This is a genomic window from Klebsiella planticola ATCC 33531 (assembly GCF_000735435.1).
Taxonomy (GTDB): Bacteria; Pseudomonadota; Gammaproteobacteria; order Enterobacterales; family Enterobacteriaceae; genus Klebsiella; species Klebsiella planticola.
Genome location: NZ_JMPP01000022.1, coordinates 137,610 through 153,121 on the forward strand (window position 1 = coordinate 137,610; position 15,512 = coordinate 153,121).

Genomic DNA, 15,512 nt, shown 5'->3' on the forward strand with positions numbered 1-15,512 from the left:
AAGCGAAGCGCCACCCGGCTTTTTTATTGAGTAAAAATCGTGAATACACTTGAACACACCATCGGTAATACCCCTCTGGTCAAGCTTCAGCGCATGGGACCGGACAACGGCAGTGAAATCTGGGTCAAACTGGAAGGCAATAACCCGGCGGGTTCAGTAAAGGACCGCGCCGCGCTTTCAATGATCGTTGAAGCTGAAAAACGCGGTGAAATAAAGCCCGGTGATGTCCTGATTGAAGCCACCAGCGGGAATACCGGGATCGCGCTGGCGATGATTGCCGCGCTGAAAGGCTATCAGATGAAGCTCCTGATGCCGGACAACATGAGCCAGGAGCGCCGTGCTGCGATGCTGGCCTACGGTGCCGAGCTGATTCTGGTAACCAAAGAGCAGGGGATGGAAGGCGCGCGCGATCTGGCGGCAGAAATGGCGCAGCGTGGCGAAGGGAAACTGCTGGATCAGTTCAACAATCCGGATAACCCCTATGCGCATTACACCACCACCGGGCCGGAAATCTGGCAGCAGACCGCCGGGCGAATCAGCCATTTTGTCTCCAGTATGGGCACTACCGGCACCATTACCGGCGTATCCCGCTTTCTGCGTGAACAGGATAAGCCGGTGAGCATCGTGGGGCTTCAGCCGGAAGAGGGCAGCAGCATTCCGGGGATTCGGCGCTGGCCGGCAGAGTATATGCCGGGAATTTTTAATGCTTCGCTGGTCGATGCGGTGCTGGATATTCACCAGCAGGATGCGGAAAACACCATGCGTATGCTGGCGGTACGGGAAGGTATTTTTTGCGGCGTCAGCTCCGGCGGCGCGGTGGCCGGCGCATTACGTATCGCGCGGGAAAACCCCGGCGCGGTAGTGGTGGCGATCGTTTGCGATCGCGGCGATCGCTACCTGTCCACCGGGGTTTTTGGCGAAGAGCACTTCAGCCAGGGGGCGGGTATTTAACTGGCAGGTGAGTCCAGCAGATCGGTACCGTAGGAGTTATCTACGGTACATAGCCAGCGCTGTTCCTGCCAGCGAAAAACATAGGTGGCGCGGCGTGTAACCTGGGTGGTTCCCCCCTGCGGAGTCGGTACATCCAGCAGGGTTTCCATAATCACCAGCGCAGTGTCACCGCCTTCCAGTATCTCCATTTTGCCTTGCGTCACCACCAGCCGGTGCTGAAAATAGTCGGCAATGGCGAGAAAGGCTTTGCGGATGTTCTCCTTGCCTTTCACGATCCGTCCCGGCTGGACCACCAGCAGGGCATCCTCTGCGTAGTAGTCCATTAACGTATCGTAGTCTTCCTGCGATATCGCGCGGTCGCACGCTTCAATGACGGCTTTTAGCTGCGGGTTTACCATACATACTCCCCGGGTTTAGTGCGGATAATGGGTCACCAGATTATCGAGAAATGTCCACAGTTTCTGGTTCATCTCGCGATAATCCCAGCTGCGCATCTCCTGTACGGAACGGATAAAACGCCGGCCTCTTGCCGCCTCAAGCTCCTCCTGCGAATGGGTGATTAGTCGTTCAATGACCTCTGCGTCAAATTCCATATGGCACTGGAAACCATATACCCGGTCGCCATATTTCACAATTTGTCGCGGGCAACCTTCGCTTGCGGCCAGAACCGTCGCCGTCGGCGTCATGCCGGGCATATCGTTATGCCAGTGCCCCACGACCAGAGCAGGGCCAAAATGAGCGATATTCGGGTCGCGTAAACCCTCTACGGTGAGGGTGACAGGATAGTGGCCGATCTCTTTTTCCGGGCTTTGCATGACCGGGGCGCCCAGCGCTTCGCCAATCAGTTGCGATCCAAGACAGATGCCGATGACCATCCGCCCGGCGGCGATGGCCTGGGCAATAAGATGTTGCTCAGCATGCGTATCAAAATAAGCACACTCCGCCAGCGTCGTACGAGGCGACTGCGGGCCGCCGAGTACCACCAACATATCGAAGGCATCGGCGTTTGCCGGCAGCGGGTCACCGGCATATACCCGTGACCAGCCGGTGGTGTAGCCCCGCTCCTGGGCCCAGTGGAGGTAGGCTCCCGGTGCTTCAAAGTGTTCGTGGACGATAAAATAAATGTGCATAGACGTCACTCCCGTCAGAGTTGTAGAACGAGGTGTAAATCGTCAGCCAGGCGCTCAATCTCATCATCGCTTAACGTCCCCGGCGATAGCCGAAGACCGTGCGATGGCGTGCGAATACCGAACGCTTCGCCTTCGCGGACTAACCAGCCGGCGCGGGCTAAGCGCAGGGCTATTGGCTGGCTCGGCTGCGTTAGCGGCAGCCAGAAATTCAGGCCATCTCCCGGAGGAAAGGGGGGGAAACCACGGTGGGTCAGGGCCGCGGCCAGTTTTTCATTCTGCCGACGATAATGGCGCCGACTCTCCGCCAGCGAGGCAGTAAAGACGCTATCATTCAGGCAGGCAAAGGCAAAGCCCTGCAGCAGATGGCTGACCCACTGGCTGCCGGCGTTGAGCCGCAGACGTAGCGCAGCCGAGGTGGTGCTATCGCTGGCGACAAACGCCAGACGCAGGTCCGGCCCGAGCGTTTTTGACAGGGAGCGTACCAGCGCCCAGCGCTGCGTGGTGGCGGGCAGGGGGGAATGCCAGGGCGTTGCCGATAACAATGCGAAGTGGTCATCAATAATCACCAGCACCTGCGGGTAGCGAGTCAGTATCTCGCGAATAGCCGCTGCTCTGGCTTCACTGAAGCTACAGCCGGTCGGGTTGTGCGCGCGTGGGGTCAGAATGACGGCTCGCGCGCCGCTGCGTAAGGCCAGTTCCAGTTCGTCAGGCAATATCCCCTCTCCGTCAACGGCCACCGGACAGGCATTAAATCCGGCGTAGCGCAGCATATTGATACTGCTGAGAAAGCAGGGGTCTTCAACCACCACACCATCGCCGGGCAGAAGCAGGGCGCAAAGCAGCCGCTCCAGCGCATCGATGGCGCCACTGGTCAGGTTAATCTCAGCCTGGATTCCCAGGTCCTGGTGCATCCAGCGCTGCGCCCAGGTCGCCAGCTTAGGTTCCACGGCAGCATCGCCGTACAGGTGCGGGGTCAGCGAGAGCTGATTCAGATAGCGAGCGAGATCCGGCAGGCGGCGGGGATCCGGGTTACCACCGGAGATATCCCTGAGTGGCGACGAGGGATCTCCGCCTTCCTGCGGCAGGGGAGCGTTCGCGGATTTAATGGCAGTACCGTTGCGCCCTTGACTGACGGCCAGCCCGGAGGTGACCAGCCGTTTATAGACCGCTGCGACGGTGTTGCGGTTAACCGTCAGCTCAGCAGCCAGCTCACGAACCGGAGGCAGCGTCTCTCCGGGTTTTAATACACCGCTTTGTATCAGATGGCGGATGTTATCAAAAATTTCACTGGCGGTTTTTCCAACGATCATTATTGACCTATGACAAAATGAATTTTAGCATAGGACGAATGATAATCAGAGTATGACCCGCTGTCCAGCGGGGGGAGAAGGGATGGGGCAACAAGACGAAATACAATCAGTGCTCTTCAACGATAAGAGCCGGGCGCTGCAGGTCGACATCGTCGCCGTGCAATCGCAAGTTGTGTACGGTAGCGTCGGTAACAGTATCGCGGTGCCGGCCATTAAACAGCATGGACTGCGGGTGATGGCCGTGCCGACCGTGCTTTTCAGTAATACGCCACACTACGATACGTTCTATGGCGGAGTGATTCCGGAAGCGTGGTTTGTGGGTTACCTGCAGGCGCTGGAGGAGCGTGACGCGCTGCGTGAACTGCGGGCGGTGACCACGGGTTATATGGGCAGCGCGGTACAGATAGAACGTCTGGCACAGTGGTTACGCCGGATCCGCAAATCTCACCCTCAGCTCTGTATTCTTGTTGACCCGGTCATTGGCGATGTCGACAGCGGGATCTACGTAAAGGCGGAGATTCCGGATGCCTATCGTACCCATCTGCTGCCGCTGGCGCAGGGGATAACGCCAAACCTGTTCGAACTGGAAACGCTGAGCGGCATGCCCTGCCGCCATCAGCAGGAGGCCATCGCTGCCGCGCGTAGTCTGTTATCCGATTCGCTGAAGTGGGTGGTGATTACCAGCGCTCCGGGAATGGACAGCGCGACGATTAACGTTCTGGTGGTGACGGCTGATTCGGTTGAGGTGGTGGTCCATCCGCGGGTTGAAACGGACCTGAAAGGTACCGGCGACCTGTTTTGCGCCGAGCTGATCAGCGGCCTGATGTCGGGGCTGGCGCTGGGAGCGGCGACGCATGCTGCGGCGCAGCGCGTGCTGGCAGTGATGACCTGGACCGATCGACAGGGCTGTGATGAGCTGATCCTGCCGCCGCCGGAGGTAAGCGCATGAAGAGCTATCGTTTAGTTGTACGTCAGCAAGGGCGTATTGTTGGTTATTTTGATACCGCCGGTAATGATGCCCTGGAAGATGTCTGCGTGGCCCGGTCGCTGTTTGGCGTCACCGGTGGATACCAGTGCGATCTGTTGGTTTCAGATAGCGAACGGCGGATTCTGGAAAGTGGACCAGAGGGGATGAAGGTCCTCTCCCGGGAGAAATGCTTTCGGCCGGTAAAATCCATCCTGTAAAAAAAATGGCGCCAATAGGGCGCCATTTTTTCTGCGGCAAGAATTACTTCTTGATGCGAATGACCGGGGTTTCACCCACGGTAACGCTACCGGACAGTTTGATCAGCTCTTTGATCTCGTCCATGTTGGAGATAACAACCGGAGTCAGGGTCGACTTGGCTTTCTCTTCCAGCAGCGGCAGATCGAATTCGATGACCGGGTCACCCACTTTCACACGCTGACCTTCTTCGGCAATGCGTTTGAAGCCTTCGCCTTTCAGTTCAACGGTATCAATACCGAAGTGAACAAACAGCTCGATGCCGCTATCCGATTCAATAGAGAATGCATGGTTGGTTTCAAAGATTTTACCGATGGTACCGTCTACCGGCGCAACCATTTTGTTGCCGGTAGGTTTGATGGCAATGCCATCACCCACAATTTTTTCCGCAAAAACCACATCCGGCACGTCTTCGATGTTGACGATCTCGCCAGAGAGCGGAGCAACAATCTCAATAGTTCCGGAGTCTTTTTTGTCATCAGAAACCAGAGATTTCAATTTATCGAACAAACCCATGATCTTCTCCTAAGCAGTAATTTGGGCCGCGCATCTCGTGGATTAGCAGATTGTTTTTTCTTCAATGAACTTGTTAACCAGCGTCATTAACTCGTCCGTTGTCGGTTGAGCAAGAGCCTGCTCTGCTAATACTTTCGCATCTTCGAAGTTCGTGTTACGAATAATCTTCTTGATACGCGGGATGGAAATGGCGCTCATAGAGAATTCGTCCAGCCCCATACCCAGCAACAGAAGTGTAGCACGTTCATCGCCCGCAAGCTCACCACACATGCCAGTCCATTTGCCTTCGGCATGAGAAGCATCAATTACTTGCTTAATCAGCGTCAGTACAGATGGCGACATGGGCTGGTAAAGATGTGAAATCATATCATTACCACGGTCAACTGCCAGAGTATATTGCGTTAAATCATTGGTTCCGATACTAAAGAAATCGACTTCTTTCGCTAAATGACGGGCAATCGTTGCCGCGGCCGGTGTTTCAACCATTACGCCGACTTCGATTTTTTCGTCAAATGCTTTACCTTCGTCACGCAGTTCCTGCTTGTAGATCTCAATCTCTTTCTTCAGCGCACGCACTTCTTCAACAGAGATGATCATCGGGAACATGATGCGAAGCTTACCGAACGCGGAGGCGCGCAGGATGGCACGTACCTGGTCACGCAGGATCTCTTTACGATCCATCGCGATACGTACGGCACGCCAGCCCAGGAACGGGTTCTCTTCTTTCGGGAAGTTCATGTACGGCAGTTCTTTATCGCCGCCAATGTCCATGGTACGAACGATAACGGCCTGAGAACCGCACGCTTCGGCAACCGCTTTATAGGCAGCAAACTGCTCTTCTTCAGTCGGCAGCGCATCGCGGTCCATGAACAGGAATTCTGTACGGTACAGACCTACGCCTTCTGCGCCGTTGCGCTCAGCGCCATCGACATCACGTACGGTACCGATGTTGGCGCAGACTTCAACCTGATGTCCGTCCAGCGTAATCGCCGGCAGATCTTTCAGCTTAGCCAGTTCTGCTTTCTCTTCAGCGACCTGAATCTGCAGTTTACGCAGCTCTTCGATTTGTTCGTTGGTCGGGTTAACCAGAACCTGGTTATTTACCGCATCAAGGACCAGATAATCGCCGTTTTTCACCTGGGTGGTGACGCTACCGGTGCCCACGATGGCTGGCAGTTCAAGGGAACGCGCCATGATAGAGGTGTGGGAGGTACGGCCACCGGCGTCGGTAATGAAGCCCAGCACCTTGTTCAGGTTCAGCTGTGCGGTTTCCGACGGAGTCAGATCGGCGGCAACCAGAATCACTTCTTCCTGAATCGCGCTCAGATCGATGATAGCCAGGCCGAGGATGTTGCGCAGCAGGCGCTTACCAATGTCACGTACGTCAGCCGCACGTTCTTTCAGGTATTCATCATCCAGCTCTTCCAGGGCAGTGGCCTGACCTTCGATAATCTCATTTGCTGCCGCATCGGCAGTCATCTGCTTATCTTTAATCAGGGCTATGATTTCCTGCTCAAGCTCCTCATCTTCCAGCAGCATGATGTGCCCTTCGAAGATGGCTTCTTTTTCTTCACCGAAAGTTTCACCAGCTTTGGTTTTGATGACCTCCAGCTGGGCGGAGGCCTTGGCGCGGCCGCTCAGGAAACGTTCGACTTCCTGATCAACCTTATCGGCAGAAATTTTCTTCCGGTCGATGACAATTTCGTCTTCTTTCAGCAGGAGAGCCTTACCGAAAGCGATACCCGGGGATGCTAAAATGCCTGAAATCATAACCCTACCTTACTTGTGACTGATATTAAAAAGAACCCGTGAACTTATTCGAGTTCAGCCATCAGTTTTACCAGATGCTCAACTGCTTTCTGCTCATCTTCGCCTTCAGCGGAGATAGTCACGACGGTACCCTGAGTCAGACCCAGAGTCTGCAGTTTGAACAGGCTTTTGGCGCTGGCGCTTTTGCCGTTGGAGGTTACAGTGATCTCAGAAGTGAAGCCTTTTGCTTCTTTAACAAACTGAGCAGCAGGGCGGGTGTGCAGACCGTTCGGAGCGGTAATGGTAACTTCTTGCTGGAACATTATATTTCCCCAACTTATAGGTTTAGTGTTGTGGACCTAAAGTCTAGCCTAACGGCAAGGCTTTAGCCTGTATTGTTAGCGCCGGCATTACGTGTCTGGCTAAGGTGTCAGCAGCGTGTTCGCTGTGAAGACCATCTGGCCGTGGACGTCTGGCACGTCATTAAACATTATGCAGCGAAAGGAAGACTTGAACCAAATCATAAAATCGATTCAGCTTACGGAAATCCGATTATGAATAATTTCGCGCATCAAAATAAATGTGTTGGTTAAATACCAGACCCTACGCGGTGAATCAATGCCAGGAGGGGTAAAACTTTGACGTATGCCACAAAAAAGCACCTGAAAAGGTGCTTTTTTACACGATGCTAACGAGCTGGCATCACTGTTGCAGTTCTTTCTCGGTGAAGAGATCGGCAAACAGCGCGGTGCTTAAATAACGCTCACCTGAAGACGGTAGGATAACTACAATATTCTTATTGGTAAAGGCCTCATCTTCCTGGAGCTTAAGTGCGGCAGCGACGGCCGCGCCGGATGAGATACCGGCCAGAATACCTTCTTCATCCATCAGGCGACGTGCGGTGGAGATGGCTTCTTCGTTAGTGATAGCAACCACTTTATCAACCAGCTTCAGATCAAGGTTGCCAGGAATAAAGCCGGCACCGATGCCCTGAATTTTATGTGGACCTGGCTTCAGCTCAACGCCTGCCAGCGCCTGAGCGATAACCGGGGAGTCGGTCGGTTCAACCGCCACGGTGATCAGATCTTTTTTGCCTTTAGTGCCTTTAATGTAGCGGCTCACGCCGGTCAGCGTACCGCCGGTGCCGACGCCGGAGATAAAGACATCCACCTGGCCATCCGTATCTTCCCAGATTTCCGGGCCGGTGGTCTTTTCATGAATTTCCGGGTTTGCCGGGTTGCTGAATTGCTGCAGCAGCAGATATTTTTCCGGGTTGCTGGCGACAATCTCTTCTGCTTTCTGAATCGCGCCTTTCATGCCCTTCGCGCCTTCGGTCAGCACCAGATTCGCGCCCAGAGCTTTCAGCAACTTACGACGTTCAATACTCATGGTTTCCGGCATGGTCAGCGTCAGCTTATACCCGCGCGCTGCCGCAACATAGGCGAGAGCGATACCGGTGTTGCCGCTGGTCGGTTCAACCAGTTCAACGCCTGCTTTCAGTACACCGCGTTTTTCGGCATCCCAAATCATATTGGCACCAATTCGGCATTTTACGCTAAAGCTCGGGTTGCGTGATTCAACCTTTGCCAGGATGCGCCCGTTACCGATTCGGTTCAGTCGTACTAACGGCGTGTGGCCGATAGTCAGGGAGTTGTCTTCAAAAATCTTACTCATGGCCCGTCCTTAACTGTATGAAATTTGGGAGTACGGCTTCAGCATACCCGCTTAAAGAATATGCGGAAGTAAGGATTTAGCATATCTATATTCGGAAGGGAAATAATGGTAAGCCAGAAGGAATAAGGAGCGGTATATAGCCGCTGTGCTTCAGGCCATGCTTTTGCTGGCCTGAAGCACTGAGCATAAGGAGAGGGCGCTATTTCCACATGGCGTGTTTATCGCGATAGCAATCGACCCACATGGCCGTTGCGCCGCAAATGGCGACCGGCAGAATGACCAGGTTCAGTACCGGGATCATGGTAAATAAGCTGGTCAGAGCGCCAAACTGCATATTGGTGACTTTACGGGTCCGCAGCGCCTCGCGCATGGTTTTAAACGACACCTTGTGGTTGTCGAAGGGGTAGTCGCAGTACTGAATGGCCAGCATCCACGCGCTAAACAGGAACCACAGTACCGGCGCCAGAGTCTGGCCAATCCCGGGAATAAAATAGAGTATCAGCAGGACGATCGCACGCGGCAGGTACCAGGCGAACTTCTGCCACTCACGCTTCATAATGCGCGGCACGTCTTTCATGATGCCAAAAATACCCACGTCCGGCGGCGTGGCGCCGGTGAGACGAGCTTCGAGCTGCTCAGCGAGCAGGCCGCTAAACGGTGCGGCAATCCAGTTGGCGATGGTGGAGAAGAAGTACCCGAACACGAGCAGGATAGAGATGACCACGATGGGCCACAGCAGATAGTTCAGCCATTGTAACCACTGCGGAACATGGCCCATTAAGGATGGGATCCAGCTATCCAGGCGGGTGAACAGCCACCAGAAGGCGCCGCCCATCAGAATGATGTTGACTAACAGAGGCAGAAAGACGTAACGACGAATCCCCGGCAGCCCGATCAGTTTCCAGCCCTGCGAAAAATAGTAGACGCCGCTACGCGGGGTAGATGCGGATGTTGAAACCATGGTCAGGCGATGCTCCTCTTTTGACATCCTAACTGAATGCCCGCTTATTTTATCGGGTTGTCAGACAATAACCAGTTAGGAAATGTTCGAAAAAACAGCAAAAAGCACGATTTAGTTCATCTTTATGTAGTGAAAGCGGTAGACACACTTGCACTCGACGTAATCGGCAAATACTCTTAGTGAGTAAATGTTTGCCGTGGTGGCAAGGTGTTAGAACAACAGAGAATATAATGATGCAGGATTTGCGTCTGATATTAATCATTGTTGGCGCGATCGCCATACTCGCTTTACTGGTACACGGTTTCTGGACCAGCCGTAAAGAACGTTCCTCGATGTTTCGCGATCGCCCACTGAAACGTATGAAGTCTCGCGATGACGAAGAGTCTGAGAACGATGACTTTGATGACGATGTTGAAGGCGTAGGTGAAGTTCGCGTTCACCGGGTTAACCACGCCCCAAATGGCGTGCATGGGGAGCAAGAAGCACCTCGTCAGGCGCCGCCGCAACACCAATACCAGCCTCCTTACGAGCGTCAGGTGCAGCAGCCTGTGCGTCCGGAAGAGCCGGTACGGCAGCAGCCCGCTCAGCATCAGGCACCGCAGCCTCATGTGCCGTCGCCTCAGGGGCAACAGCCACCGCAACCTGTCGCGCAGCAGCAGCCTGTGCCGCCGCAATATCAGCCTCAGCAGTCGCCTCAGCAGCCGGTCGTTCAGAGTGCGCCGCAACAGCCTGCTCAGGTACCGCAGCCAGCGCCGCAGCCTGTCGCCGCGCAGCCTCAGCCGGTAGCTGAACCGCAGGTCTCCGAGCCTCAGCAGCCAGCGCCGCAGCCAAAAGAACGCAAAGAAACGGTTATCGTTATGAACGTTTCTGCGCACCAGGGCACGCAGATTAACGGCGAAGTGCTGATTAACAGCATCCAGCAGGCGGGCTTTAAATTTGGCGATATGAATATCTTTCATCGCCATCTCAGCCCGGACGGCAGCGGCCAGGTTCTGTTCAGCCTGGCAAATATGGTTAAACCGGGCACCTTCAATCCCGATGGTATGGCCGACATGACCACGCCTGGCGTAACGATCTTTATGCAGGTGCCGTCGTTTGGTGATGAGCTACAAAACTTTAAACTGATGCTGCAATCCGCACAGTATATTGCCGATGAAGTCGGTGGTGTGGTGCTGGACGATCAGCGTCGGATGATGACCCCGCAAAAACTGCGCGAATATCAGGACCGTATTCGTGAAGTTAAAGAGGCCAACGCCTGATTTATTCCCCGGCGTTTCGTCTACCAATCCAGAACCCCCGCCTGCCGGGGGTTTTTTATCATTGATGGTGTGATATGGAACCGATCGAACAAAAACTAACTGAACTGCGAACCACGCTTCGCCATCATGAATATCTGTACCACGTTATGGATACCCCGGAGATTCCCGATGCGGAATATGACCGGTTAATGCGCGAACTGCGCGAGCTTGAAGCCCTGCATCCGGAACTGATTACCCCTGACTCTCCAACCCAACGCGTGGGCGCGGCGCCGCTGGCATCATTTAGCCAGGTCCGCCATGAAGTTCCGATGCTGTCGCTGGATAACGTCTTTGATGAAGAGAGCTTCCTTGCCTTCAATAAGCGCGTTCAGGATCGGCTGAAGAGCAGTGATGACCTGATCTATTGCTGTGAGCTAAAGCTGGACGGGCTGGCGGTCAGCATTCTGTATGAAAACGGCGTGCTGGTTCAGGCGGCAACCCGTGGCGATGGCACCACCGGCGAAGATATCACCGCCAACGTCAGGACGATTCGCGCCATCCCACTGAGACTGCGTGGCGACAATATTCCAGCACGGCTGGAGGTTCGCGGCGAGGTCTTCTTACCGCAGGCCGGCTTCGAAAAAATTAACGAAGAGGCCCGCCGCACCGGAGGGAAAGTGTTTGCTAACCCACGCAACGCGGCGGCAGGCTCTCTGCGTCAACTCGATCCGCGAATTACGGCGAAGCGACCACTTACTTTCTTTTGCTACGGCGTGGGAGCGCTGAATGGCGGTGAGCTGCCGGGGAGTCATTCCGGCCGTCTGCAGCAGTTTAAGGCGTGGGGGCTGCCGGTTAGCGACCGGGTGAAACTTTGCCATACCCCAGAGGAAGTGCTTACTTACTACCGTAAAGTTGAAGAAGGCCGTCCGAATTTAGGTTTTGATATTGATGGCGTGGTCATCAAAGTCGATTCCCTGGCGCTTCAGGAACAGCTTGGATTTGTGGCCCGCGCGCCGCGCTGGGCGGTGGCGTTTAAGTTCCCGGCGCAGGAGCAAATGACTTTCGTGCGCGACGTCGAGTTTCAGGTGGGGCGTACCGGAGCCATCACCCCGGTGGCTCGCCTGGAGCCGGTGCATGTGGCCGGTGTTCTGGTCAGTAATGCTACTTTGCACAACGCCGATGAAATAGAGCGCCTGGGGCTGCGAATTGGCGATAAGGTGGTGATTCGCCGCGCGGGGGACGTGATTCCTCAGGTCGTTAACGTCGTACTCTCCGAGCGTCCGGAGGAGACGCGAGAGATAGTCTTCCCGACCCATTGTCCGGTGTGCAATTCTGATGTCGAACGGGTCGAAGGCGAGGCGGTAACGCGCTGTACCGGCGGGTTAATTTGCGGCGCACAGCGTAAGGAAGCGTTAAAGCATTTTGTCTCCCGCCGCGCGTTAGATGTGGAGGGCATGGGGGACAAAATTATCGACCAGCTGGTTGAGAAAGAGTACGTTCACACACCGGCGGATCTCTTCCGCTTAACCGCCGGGAAGCTCACTGGCCTGGATCGAATGGGGCCTAAGTCAGCACAAAACGTGGTTAATGCCCTGGAAAAATCAAAAGCAACCACCTTTGCTCGTTTCCTCTACGCATTAGGTATTCGCGAGGTCGGTGAAGCAACGGCCGCCGGGCTGGCGGCCTATTTCGCCACGCTTGAAGCGCTGGAGCAGGCTTCCATTGAGGAGCTGCAAAAAGTTCCGGATGTGGGGATTGTCGTGGCCACGCACGTCTTTCACTTCTTTGCTGAAGAGAACAACCGCGATGTGATCGCGCAGCTCCGCGCCGAAGGGGTCAACTGGCCTGCGCCGGTGGTGGTCAATGCCGAGGAGATTGATAGTCCGTTTGCCGGTAAAACGGTTGTCCTGACCGGCAGCCTCAGCCAGCTTTCTCGCGATGATGCGAAGGCGCGGCTGATGGCGCTGGGGGCAAAAGTCGCCGGCAGCGTCTCGAAGAAAACGGATCTGGTGATTGCCGGCGAAGCGGCGGGCTCTAAGCTCGCTAAAGCGCAGGAGCTGGGCATTGCCGTTATTGATGAAGCCGAAATGCTGCGGCTGCTGGGAGAATAAGGTGGATAAGGATCAGCTCATTGAGATTGCTAATACGGAAATGCCGTTTGGCAAATACAAAGGCCGTCGTCTGATTGATGTACCGGAAGAGTATTTGCTGTGGTTTGCTCGTAAAGACCAGTTTCCTGCCGGCCATCTTGGCGAGCTGATGGCATTAACTTTGTTGATTAAAACAGAAGGGCTGAGCCAGCTGGTTCAGCCCTTGAAGAAGCCGCGTTAAGCCTCAGAGGCGCGGGTTTTCTCCTGCGCCAGCTGTGCTTCAGCCTGCCGTTTGTAGCGTCGTGCCAGAACGGCGCACACCATCAGCTGAATCTGATGGAAGATCATCAGCGGCAGTACCATGATCCCCAGAATCGACGTCGGGAAGAGGATGTTGGCCATCGGTATACCGTTTGCCAGGCTCTTTTTCGAACCGCAGAAAACAATCGTGATTTCATCGGCCTTATTAAAGCCGCATTTGCGTGCGACGAAGATATTAATGGCAATCACGATAGCCAGCAGAACCAGGCTGACGACCACGATGAAGAGCAACGAGCCGACGCCGACTTTATGCCAGATGCCGTTCACTACCGCCTCGCTGAAGGCGGAATAGACCACCAGCAGAATCGACGTCTGGTCGGTTTTTGAGATCCACTTTTTATGCCGTGCAACCCAGTCGCCAATCCATGGGCGTGAGAGGTGGCCCAGGACGAACGGCAGCAGAAGTTGCAGCATAATCTTACCGACCTGTTCCAGACTGCCGCCGGCGCCGTGCAGATTCATCAGCAGACCGACCAGGAGCGGCGAAATAAATATCCCCAGCAGACTCGAAGCCGATGCCGAGCAGACGGCCGCCGCGACGTTACCCCCTGCCAGCGAGGTAAAGGCAATGGCTGACTGAACGGTCGCAGGCAGAATGCAGAGATAGATAAACCCGGTGTACAGTGCAGGGTCGACATTAATCGGCGCCCACCAGGCAAACAGCACGCCTAAAACAGGGAATACCACAAACGTGCTGCACATCACCCACAGGTGTAAACGCCAGTGGCTGCCGCCGGCGACGATGGCCTCGCGGGAGAGTTTCGCCCCGTGCATAAAAAACAGCAGCGCAATGGCGGCGGTGGTTAAATTTTCAAAGAAGGGAACAAAACCGCCGCGGGCCGGAAAAAAAGAGGCCAGCAGCACAACGGTGATAAGAGTCAGAGTAAAGGGATCAAGAATGCGGAAAAGTTTCATAAACGCTCCTGAAAATCGATAGCGCTATTGTGCTTTTTCTATTTTGAGAAATAAAATTAATTTATTGCATCCATTCATGAATAAAAAAGATGAATTATTCGCTGCGTCAGTTAAAAGTCTTCGTCACCGTCGCCAGAGCAAAAAAGCTTCAGCCGGGCAGGGGAGATCATTGGTCTTAGTCAGTCTGCGGTCAGCCATAGCGTCAAAGAGCTGGAGCACCAGACCGGCGTTCGTTTGCTCGACCGTACGACCCGGGAGGTGGTGCTGACCGAGGCGGGACAGCAGCTGGCCGGTCGACTTGAGCGGCTGCTGGACGAACTGAACAGTACGCTGCGTGATGCCGGACGGGTCGGGCAGCAGTTAACCGGAACCGTACGGGTGGCCGCCAGCCAGACGATTTCAGCGCACCTGATCCCCCAATGTATTGCCCACAGTAATCAACGTTATCCGGAGATCGACTTTGTTCTGCACGATCGGCCGCAGCAGTGGGTGCTGGAAAGCATTCGCCAGGGGGAAGTGGATTTCGGCATTGTTATCGATCCCGGCGCGGCGACCGATCTGCAATGTGAAACGGTGCTGGCGGAACCTTTTTTGCTTTTATGTCGGGAGGATCATCCTTTTGCTGAAAGAGCATCGGTGAGCTGGCAGGAGCTTCACCGCCAGAGGCTGGTATTGCAGGATTACGCCTCCGGCAGCCGGCCGTTGATTGATGCCGCGCTGGCGCGCTTTGGCATTGACGCCAATATTGTGCAGGAGATTGGGCATCCGGCGACGCTGTTTCCGATGGTGGAGTCGGGTATTGGCATCAGCATTCTACCAGCGCTGGCGCTACCGTTGCCTCAAGGCAGCCATTTGCGGGTCAAGCGACTCACTCCGGTTGTTGAGCGTCAACTGATGCTGGCGCAGCGTAAAAATCGTTCACTCTCTACCGCCGCGCAGGCGTTATGGGAAGTCGTGCGTGAAGAGGGAAATACGCTGACCGCGGGCAGAACTGACGATCCACTGTATCAGCGATGAAGCGTGCTTCAGGGGGGGCGGGCGCGGTGTGCAGAAACAACAATACGGGTGTAAAGAATATGTGTGGTGGGATGCAGGATAACTTGCTTTGCTCGCCCTTCGGGCCGTCGCCGCGAGCGGCTCCGTTGTCTCGCTTTGCTCGACTCGAACCTGCCGCAGGTTCGAATCGTTACATTCTGCGCATAGCAAAAAGGCGCCTTTAGGGCGCCTTTTTACATTGGTGGGTCGTGCAGGATTCGAACCTGCGACCAATTGATTAAAAGTCAACTGCTCTACCAACTGAGCTAACGACCCCTTGCGGGACTTCATACTTTCAATATTCAGAATACCGGATTGTGCAGGATCACTCGCTTTCGCTTGCCCTGTGGGCCGTTGCTGCGCAACGTTATCCTTCACGTTTAACATTAACTTTAATGTT

15 protein-coding genes, 1 tRNA gene, 1 other RNA gene and 1 pseudogene are annotated in these 15,512 nt (G+C 54.9%); 7 read left to right on the top strand and 11 right to left on the bottom strand.

Going from position 1 to position 15,512, the window contains the following annotated elements; translation table 11 throughout:
• The first annotated feature begins 39 nt into the window (after window positions 1-39).
• Window positions 40-951 (top strand): cysteine synthase CysM, encoded by a 912-nt coding sequence (gene cysM, locus GRPL_RS14785; protein WP_004866094.1) that lies wholly within the window; start codon window positions 40-42, stop codon window positions 949-951.
• Here cysM and GRPL_RS14780 read toward each other — a convergent pair.
• Genes GRPL_RS14780 through ptsJ form a run of 3 tightly spaced genes read right to left on the bottom strand, consistent with a single transcriptional unit; the run spans window position 948 to window position 3,391 of the window.
• Complete coding sequence (locus GRPL_RS14780; protein ID WP_032699038.1) at window positions 948-1,349, bottom strand: YybH family protein; 402 nt, start codon at window positions 1,347-1,349, stop codon at window positions 948-950. The genes cysM and GRPL_RS14780 overlap by 4 nt on opposite strands.
• 15 nt (window positions 1,350-1,364) lie before the next feature.
• Entirely contained in the window at window positions 1,365-2,081 is a 717-nt protein-coding gene (locus tag GRPL_RS14775; protein ID WP_032695527.1) for a type 1 glutamine amidotransferase, read from the bottom strand.
• A gap of 14 nt (window positions 2,082-2,095) precedes the next feature.
• Entirely contained in the window at window positions 2,096-3,391 is a 1,296-nt protein-coding gene (ptsJ, locus tag GRPL_RS14770; RefSeq protein WP_032699039.1) for a MocR-like B6 salvage transcription factor PtsJ, read from the bottom strand.
• Between the two features lie 82 nt (window positions 3,392-3,473).
• Here ptsJ and pdxK point away from each other — a divergent pair, with 82 nt between their 5' ends.
• A complete protein-coding gene (pdxK, locus tag GRPL_RS14765) occupies window positions 3,474-4,340 on the top strand; it encodes a pyridoxine/pyridoxal/pyridoxamine kinase (protein WP_032686547.1) in 867 nt (288 codons plus the stop codon).
• Window positions 4,337-4,576 carry a hypothetical protein gene (locus tag GRPL_RS14760; protein ID WP_032686548.1) on the top strand — a complete coding sequence of 80 codons (240 nt, stop codon included), beginning with the start codon at window positions 4,337-4,339 and terminating at the stop codon, window positions 4,574-4,576. The genes pdxK and GRPL_RS14760 overlap by 4 nt, the downstream gene beginning before the upstream one ends.
• A gap of 43 nt (window positions 4,577-4,619) precedes the next feature.
• On the opposite strand, the gene crr is transcribed toward GRPL_RS14760, so the two are convergent.
• The 5 genes from crr to cysZ form a co-directional block, all read right to left on the bottom strand.
• The gene (gene crr / locus GRPL_RS14755; RefSeq protein ID WP_003861316.1) at window positions 4,620-5,129 is read right to left on the bottom strand and encodes a PTS glucose transporter subunit IIA; all 510 of its coding nucleotides are present in this window, start codon (window positions 5,127-5,129) and stop codon (window positions 4,620-4,622) included.
• Window positions 5,130-5,171: 42 nt separating this feature from the next.
• Window positions 5,172-6,899, bottom strand: coding sequence for a phosphoenolpyruvate-protein phosphotransferase PtsI (ptsI, locus tag GRPL_RS14750; protein ID WP_004866073.1), 1,728 nt, complete (start codon window positions 6,897-6,899; stop codon window positions 5,172-5,174).
• Between the two features lie 44 nt (window positions 6,900-6,943).
• Window positions 6,944-7,201 carry a phosphocarrier protein Hpr gene (gene ptsH / locus GRPL_RS14745; protein WP_000487600.1) on the bottom strand — a complete coding sequence of 86 codons (258 nt, stop codon included), beginning with the start codon at window positions 7,199-7,201 and terminating at the stop codon, window positions 6,944-6,946.
• 379 nt (window positions 7,202-7,580) lie between these two features.
• Window positions 7,581-8,552, bottom strand: coding sequence for a cysteine synthase A (cysK, locus tag GRPL_RS14740; protein ID WP_004865450.1), 972 nt, complete (start codon window positions 8,550-8,552; stop codon window positions 7,581-7,583).
• Window positions 8,553-8,751: 199 nt separating this feature from the next.
• Complete coding sequence (gene cysZ, locus GRPL_RS14735; RefSeq protein ID WP_032686565.1) at window positions 8,752-9,513, bottom strand: sulfate transporter CysZ; 762 nt, start codon at window positions 9,511-9,513, stop codon at window positions 8,752-8,754.
• 230 nt (window positions 9,514-9,743) lie between these two features.
• On the opposite strand from cysZ, the gene zipA reads away from it, so the two are divergent.
• The 3 genes from zipA to GRPL_RS14720 all read left to right on the top strand — a co-directional run bounded on the left by zipA (window position 9,744) and on the right by GRPL_RS14720 (window position 13,082).
• The gene (gene zipA / locus GRPL_RS14730) at window positions 9,744-10,772 is read left to right on the top strand and encodes a cell division protein ZipA (protein ID WP_032699040.1); all 1,029 of its coding nucleotides are present in this window, start codon (window positions 9,744-9,746) and stop codon (window positions 10,770-10,772) included.
• 74 nt (window positions 10,773-10,846) lie between these two features.
• On the top strand, window positions 10,847-12,862 hold the full coding sequence (ligA, locus tag GRPL_RS14725; RefSeq protein WP_032699041.1) for an NAD-dependent DNA ligase LigA: 2,016 nt from the start codon (window positions 10,847-10,849) through the stop codon (window positions 12,860-12,862).
• Between the two features lies 1 nt (window position 12,863).
• Window positions 12,864-13,082, top strand: coding sequence for a DUF3820 family protein (locus GRPL_RS14720; protein WP_032686567.1), 219 nt, complete (start codon window positions 12,864-12,866; stop codon window positions 13,080-13,082).
• Here GRPL_RS14720 and GRPL_RS14715 read toward each other — a convergent pair.
• Complete coding sequence (locus tag GRPL_RS14715; protein ID WP_032686553.1) at window positions 13,079-14,077, bottom strand: bile acid:sodium symporter family protein; 999 nt, start codon at window positions 14,075-14,077, stop codon at window positions 13,079-13,081. The two genes, GRPL_RS14720 and GRPL_RS14715, sit on opposite strands and share 4 nt — an antisense overlap.
• An 89-nt stretch (window positions 14,078-14,166) precedes the next feature.
• Here GRPL_RS14715 and GRPL_RS14710 point away from each other — a divergent pair.
• Window positions 14,167-15,094: pseudogene (locus GRPL_RS14710) on the top strand (LysR family transcriptional regulator).
• 62 nt (window positions 15,095-15,156) lie between these two features.
• Here GRPL_RS14710 and GRPL_RS26765 read toward each other — a convergent pair.
• Together GRPL_RS26765 and GRPL_RS14705 are read right to left on the bottom strand one after the other, a co-directional pair.
• Window positions 15,157-15,283, bottom strand: a non-coding RNA gene (locus tag GRPL_RS26765) — RtT sRNA.
• A gap of 29 nt (window positions 15,284-15,312) precedes the next feature.
• Window positions 15,313-15,388 (bottom strand) — tRNA-Lys (locus GRPL_RS14705).
• Between the last annotated feature and the right edge of the window lie 124 nt (window positions 15,389-15,512).